The following is a 7,117-nucleotide window of genomic DNA, read 5'->3' on the forward strand; positions in this document are numbered from 1 at the left end:
GCTCGCCGATCTGAATGGCTGGTTCGAGGCGCGCGGCCTGCTCGACATCGAGGTCGCGCTGCGATGAGCCGCCCGGCGTCGGCGACGGCCGCGATGATCCTCGCCGCCGGTTTCGGCAGGCGCCTGCGGCCGCTCACGGACACCGTGCCCAAGCCGCTGGTGCCGGTCGGCGGGCGGACCATGCTCGACCGCGCCCTCGATGCGGCCCGCGAGGCCGGCATCGGGCGCGCTGTGGTCAATGTCCATTATCTGGGCGACCGGATCATCGCCCATTGCGCCGGGCGCGAACGGCCGCATGTGGCGATCAGCGACGAGCGGGCGGAAATCCTCGAAACCGGCGGCGGCATCGTCAAGGCGCTGCCGCTGCTCGGCCCGGCGCCGTTCGTCCTGCTCAACGCCGACACCTTCTGGATCGACCGCGGCCCGCCGACCCTGGCGCGCATGGTCGCCGCGTTCGACCCGGCGCGGATGGACATGCTGCTCCTGACCGCGCGCCTGTCCGATACGACCGGGCACGAGGGCGGGGTCGACTTCTCCCTTGACGGGGACGGCCGCATCGCCCGCGCCGCGGACAGGTCGGGCGACGGCGTCATCTATGCCGGGGCGGCGATCGTCGATCCGGCCGTCTTCGCCGGCGCCCGCGCCGAACCCCACTCGCTCAATGTCTATTTCGATCGCGCGATCGCCGCCGGCCGCCTGTTCGCGCATCGCCTCGAAGGCGGCCACTGGTACACGGTCGGCACGCCCGAGGCGCTCGCGGCCGTCGCGGCCGCCCTGAGCGGGCGAACGGTTTGACCGCCGCGCGGCGCGGCTCCACACTCGCCGCCGACCCGAATCGCGCCTGTCGCCATGCCCGAACCCGCCGCCCGCTACCGTCACCGCACGGTTTTCACCGTTCCGCCCGGCGCGCCGTTTCTCCATACGGTCGCGCGCGGGCTGCTCGACGGCCGTCTGGTCGAGGGCTTTGCCTGGCGCGACGACCCGCTGGCGCTCGCCCGGGCGACGATCTACGTGCCCACGCGCCGTGCCGCGCGCGAACTGCGCTCGGTGCTCATGGACGCGCTGGGCGCGACCGCGATCCTTCTGCCCCGCATCCGCCCGCTCGGCGAGGTCGACGAGGACGCCGCCTTCCTGGCCGCTGGCGACGGCGCGATGCTCGACGTGCCGCCGGCGATCGATACGCTCGAACGGCAACTGGCGCTGGGCAGGCTCGTTGCCCGCTGGACCCAGGCGCTGGCCGGTGACCTGCGGGGCGCGCTCTATGAATCCGAGCCGGTGACGACGCCCGTCTCCGTCGCCGATGCGTTCTGGATGGCCGCCGACCTCGCCGCGCTGATCGACCAGCTCCGGACCGAGGGCATCGGCTTTGCCCGGATCGAGGCCGCCGCCGGCGCCGACGTTTCGCGGTGGTGGCATGTCACGCTCGCCTTCCTTCAGATCGTCAAGACGAGCTGGCCGGCCTATCTCGACGAGCGTCGCCGGCTCGATCCGGCCGATCACCGCAACCGGATGATCCGCGCCGAGGCGGCGCGCCTTGAGGCTGCTCCTCCGGCCGGCCCGGTGGTCGTCGCCGGCTCGACCGGCACGATCCCGGCGACGGCCGAACTGATCGCGACCGTCGCCAAGCTGCCGCTGGGCGCGGTCGTCCTGCCCGGATACGACACGGCGATGGATGCGGACACGCGCGCGCTGTTGCAGGCGTCCGGCGATGCGACGCCGGTGATCGGTCATCCGCAGTTCGGCATGTACAAGCTGGTGCGCGCCATCGGTGTCGCGCCCGACGCGATCGATCCGCTTGGCGCTGCGCCCGGCGCGCCGCTGGCCGCCCGCGCCCGCTGGGTGGCGGCGGGGCTGGCGCCCGCCGGGCAGACCGCGCGCTGGGCGCGCCTGCGCGCCAGCCTGCCGGAAACCGCCTTTGACGGTGTCGGCGTGCTGCACGCGGCGAACGAGCAGGCCGAGGCCCTGGCGATCGCCTGCGCGCTGCGCGAGGCGATCCTCGATCCCAAGGCGACGGCCGCGCTCGTCACGCCCGACCGGCAGCTTGCCCGGCGCGTTGCGTCCGAACTCGGCCGCTTCGGCATCGAGGCCGCCGATTCGGGCGGAACGCCGTTCGCGCTGACCGGCCAGGGCGTGCTTTTGGCGTTCACGCTCTCGCTGGCCGGCGGCGAGGCCGACCCTGCCGGCCTTCTGGCCCTTCTCAAGCACCCACTCGCCCGCTTCGGCGCCGGCGCGGCCGATCATCGGGCGGCGGTCGCCGATCTTGAGATGCTGGCCCTGCGCGGCGGGACGGGCCGCATCCGCCTTGGCGCCTTTGCGTGCTTCGTCGAGACGGCGCTTGGGCGCTGGAACGACGATCGGCGCCGCAAGCCGGCCTGGTATGAACGGCTCGACGGTTCGGCGTTCGAGCGCGTCCATGCGCTGGCCGCGCGCGTCCAGGCCGCTTTCGCGCCCCTTTCAAGGCTCGACGACACTGCCGATCACGGCCTCGACGAGACCGTTCGCGCCACCATCGCCGCGCTCGAAGCGATCGGCCGCGACGACCGGAGCCGGCACGATGCGCTCTATGCCGGCGAGGGCGGCCGGACGCTCGAAGGTCTGCTGGCGCGGCTTCTGGCGAGCGATGTGCGGATCGCCTTTCCGCTCGCGCAATGGCCCCAGATGGTGCGCGCGCTGACCGGTACCCTGGCCGTCAGGCCCGGTCATGGCGGCCATCCGCGCATTCATGTCTGGGGCACGCTGGAAGCGCGGCTGCAAAGCGTCGACCTGATGGTGCTGGGGGGCCTCAACGAGGGCACATGGCCGGCGCAGGCCGCCAACGACGCCTTCCTGACCCGCGCGATGAAGGCCGAGATCGGGCTCGATCCGCCCGAGCGGCGCATCGGCCTTGCCGCCCACGATTTCCAGATGGCCATGGGGCACCGCCATGTGCTGGTGACCCGGGCGCGGCGGGCGGGCGGATCGCCCACGGTGGCCTCGCGCTGGCTGCAAAGGCTGGAAACGCTGGCCGGCGCGGCCGCAACGGGCAGGCTTCGCAGGGCGGGCGAACGCTATATGGCGCTGGCCGATATCGTCGCCGCGCCGATGGCGGCGCCCCCGGCGCTGCGGCCGGGACCGGCGCCGCCGCGCGCGGCCCGGCCCGATGCGCTGTCGGTCACCGAGGTCGAGACGCTGCGCCGCGACCCCTATGCGATCTATGCCAGGCTGGTGCTCGCGCTCGCCCCGCTCGACCCGCTGGTGCGCGATCCGGACTTCGCCGACCGGGGCTCGCTGATCCACGCCGTCATGGAGGAGGCCGCGCGCGCCGGCATCGACTGGACCGCGGCCGATGCGGCCGCGCGCTTCGAGGCGATGGCGCGCGCGCGCTTTGACGCCGAGGCCCTGCCGCCGGACATCGACGCGCTCTGGTGGGCGCGCATGCTCGCGGCGATCCCCAATCTGGTCGCGTGGGAGGCGGGGCGGGCGGGCTTCGTCCGCCGCACCCATCCCGAGGCCCGCGCCCGGCGCACGCCGGTCGGCGCGACGGGCGTGATGCTGCGCGGCTATGCGGACCGGATCGACCTGCGCCGTGACGGCCGGGCCGACATTGTCGACTTCAAGACCGGAACCGCGCCCTCGGGTCCGCAGGTCGAGGCGCTTATCGCTCCGCAACTGCCGCTGGAGGCGGCGCTCGCCGCCCGTGGGGCCTTCGACGCGCTTGGCCGTGTGCCGCCCGGCGACCTTCTCTATGTGCGGCTCGGCGCGCGCGGCGAGGTCGACCCAAGGCCCGTGTCCGGCGGCAAGTACCCCGGCGCGGACGAACTGGCCCAACGCGCCTGGGAAAAGCTCGAAGGGCTCTGCGCCCACTATGCCGACGAAGCCCATGGCTATCCGAGCCGCGTGATGCCGTTCCGCGAGGGCGATTTCGCCGGCGATTACGACCACCTGGCCCGTGCGCTCGAATGGATGAACGCCGCCGGCGGCAACGGGGGCGGCGATGACGGAACGCTCTAAACCCATGCCGGACGAGGCAACGCGCCGCGATCAGACGCGCGCCGCCGATCCGGTCAATTCGGCCTGGGTGTCGGCCAATGCCGGGTCGGGCAAGACCTGGGTGCTGTCGACGCGCGTGATCCGCATCCTGCTGGCCGGCACCGATCCGTCGAAGATCCTCTGCCTGACCTACACGCGCGCGGCGGCCGCCGAGATGAAGACGCGCGTCTTCGACCGGCTCGGCGCATGGGTGACGATGCGGGATGCGGCGCTTGCGGCCGAACTCGAAGCGATCGGGGGCGGGCGGCCGGACGCGGCGCGCATGGCCTTTGCGCGCACCTTGTTCGCCCGGGCGCTGGAAACGCCGGGTGGGCTCAAGATCCAGACCATCCACGCCTTTTGCGAGGCGCTGCTGCACCGGTTTCCGCTCGAAGCCAACATTGCCGGCCATTTCGAGCTGCTCGACGGCGAGGCGCAGGCGCTGCTGATCGCACAGGCCCGGCGCGGTCTGCTCGCCGGCGCCGCGCAGCGCGGCACGGCCGGTGCCGGCGAGGCGCTCATGCGCGTCCTGATGATCACCGGCGAGAGCGGCATGCAGGCCCTGCTCGACGAAATCGTCGCACATCGGCGCGCGATCACGGACATGCTCGAACGCCTGTCGCCCGCCGAGGACCGCCGCGCCGCCTACCGCCAGGCGTTCGGGTTCGGCCCGGACATCCATGAGGACGATATCGCCGCCGCCGTCTGGCCCCTGCCGGGCCTGACGCCCGACGTGCTGCACGGCCTTGCCGACGGCCTGCGGCCCGGCGAGGCCAGGAAGGTGGCCGGCATCGTCTCCGATGCGCTCGATGCCGGCCGAAGAGCGGGCGCGCCCGAAAGGCTGGGCGCCCTTGCGCCATGCTTTCTGACCGACAAGGGGGCGCCTCGCGGAACGGGGACGCTGTTCGCCAAGGCGGCCACGGCGCTCGTCCCCGACCTTGAGGCGCGCTATGTCGAGGCACGCGCGCATTTCCTCGCCATACGCGGCCGGGTGCACCTTCTGCGCGAGATCGACGCCACGCTCGACGTGCTCGCCGTCGCCGAGGCCCTGATCGGCCGCTACCAGGCGCTCAAGCGCGCGCGCGGCTTTCTGGATTTCGAGGATCTGATCGCGCGCACCGCGACCATGCTGATGCGCACCGACGCTTCGGTCTGGGTCCGCTACAAGCTCGACCAGGGCATCGACCATGTCCTGATCGACGAGGCGCAGGACACGAGCCCCGCCCAATGGGACGTGATCCACGCGCTGACGGGCGAGTTCTTCGCCGGCGAGACCGCGCGCCAGGGCGTGCGCACCGTTTTCGCCGTGGGCGACGAGAAACAGTCGATCTATTCGTTCCAGGGCGCCGATCCGGACAGGTTCGCCGACACGCGCGACCATTTCGCCCGCCTGGCGGCGGGGGCCGGGCGGACTTTCGCGCCGGTCGCGCTCCAGGTCTCGTTCCGCTCGACCCAGGCCGTCCTCGACGCGGTCGACCGCGTGTTCGCCGTCGACGGCAACCGCGCCGGGCTGACGCGCGACGCGCTGCCGACCCGGCACCGGTCGCTGCGCACCGGCGCCCCCGGCCGGGTCGAGATATGGGAACGGCTGGCCAGAGAAAGGGTCGAGCGCGGCGACGACTGGACCGCGCCCGTCGATGCGGCCCCCGAGCCCGCGCTCATCGTCGCCACGCGCATCGCCGACACCATTGCGGGCTGGCTGGAGGCCGGCACGGTGATCGAGGCGACGGGCGCGGCGATCACGCCGGGCGACATCCTCGTGCTGGTGCGCGCGCGCGACACCTTCGTCGGCGCCCTGTCGCGGGCGCTCAAGGAGCGGGACGTGCCGGTCGCCGGCGCCGACCGGCTCAGGCTGACGGGCCACATCGCCGTCCTCGACCTGATCGCGCTCGGTCGGGTCATGCTCAACCGCGCCGACGATCTTTCGCTGGCAAGCCTGCTCAAGAGCCCGCTGTTCGGCCTCGGCGAGGAGGCGCTGTTCGCCCTGGCCCATGGCCGCCGGGGGGAAACGCTCTGGTCGAGGCTGGCCGGGGCGGCCGAGACCGACGGCGCGCTGGCCGCCATCCGCGACCGGCTCGACGCATGGTCGCAAAAGGCCCGCGCCCTGCCCGTGCACGGCTTCTACGCCCATGTGCTGTCGGCCTGCGCGGGCCGGCGCAAGCTCGTCGGACGGCTGGGGCCGGAGACCGCCGACGTGCTCGACGAGTTCCTCGCGCTGAGCCTTGCGGCCGAGCGGACCGGCCCGTCCGCGCTCGAAACCTTCATCGACGCGCTCGAACATCATGCGCCCGAGATCAAGCGCGAGATGGATCAGGCGCGCGGCGAGGTGCGCATCATGACGGTGCACGGCGCCAAGGGGCTGGAGGCGCCGATCGTCTTTCTGGTCGACCGTGGCGGCAGGCCCTTCGACGCCCGCAACGCGCCCCAGCTCGTTCCGGTCGCCCTGCCGGGCGAGCCGTCCGGCCAGGCAAGCGGTTTCCTGTGGCGCGGGACGCCCGATGCGCGGTCCGATGTGCACGAGGCGGCGATGGCGCGGCTCGAACGGGCCGCGCGCGAGGAATATCGGCGGCTGCTCTATGTCGGCATGACGCGGGCCGCGGACCGCCTGATCGTCGCCGGCTATCGCGGCGTGACCGCCCCGTCCGACCCGACCTGGCACACGATGGTTCAATCCGCGCTGGAACCCGCATGCGACCGGATCGAAACCGATGCCGGTCCGGTCCTGCGGTTTCCGGCGGGTCTTGGTCCTGTGCCCGGATCGTCCGGATCGCCGCCGCCGCAAGGCGGCCGGCACGGCCCATTGCCGCCCGGCTTCGCCGAACCGGCGCCGCCCGAGCCGCCGGCGGCCCGGCCGCTCGTGCCGTCGGGCGCGTCCGGGCTGGCCGTCGCCCCCGAGGCCGCCGACGCCGATGCCGGCGCGCCGTCGCTGCTGGCGCGCGGGGACGGGGCCGAAACGGCGGCGGCCGACGCCATCCGCCGCGGCACCGCCGTCCACACGCTGTTGCAGGTGCTGCCGTCGGTCGCGCCGCCCGACCGGCAGGCGCGGGCACGCGCCTGGCTGAAACTGTCGGCGCCCGCCATGCCGCCGGCCGGGGTCGATGCGATCCTC

At 73.3% G+C, this 7,117-nt stretch carries 3 protein-coding genes; all 3 read left to right on the forward strand.

All coding sequences use genetic code 11. The features are described from left to right. The first annotated feature begins 63 nt into the window (after positions 1-63). Complete coding sequence (locus tag AC5E6L_RS08925; protein ID WP_491230293.1) at positions 64-795, forward strand: nucleotidyltransferase family protein; 732 nt, start codon at positions 64-66, stop codon at positions 793-795. A gap of 54 nt (positions 796-849) precedes the next feature. Continuing rightward, entirely contained in the window at positions 850-3,990 is a 3,141-nt protein-coding gene (gene addB, locus AC5E6L_RS08930; protein ID WP_491772716.1) for a double-strand break repair protein AddB, read from the forward strand. A 4-nt stretch (positions 3,991-3,994) separates the two neighbouring features. Next, positions 3,995-7,117, forward strand: a 3,123-nt coding sequence (addA, locus tag AC5E6L_RS08935; RefSeq protein WP_491772718.1) for a double-strand break repair helicase AddA, incomplete at its 3' end; no start/stop codon positions are given.

The organism is Roseitalea sp. (assembly GCF_984466335.1).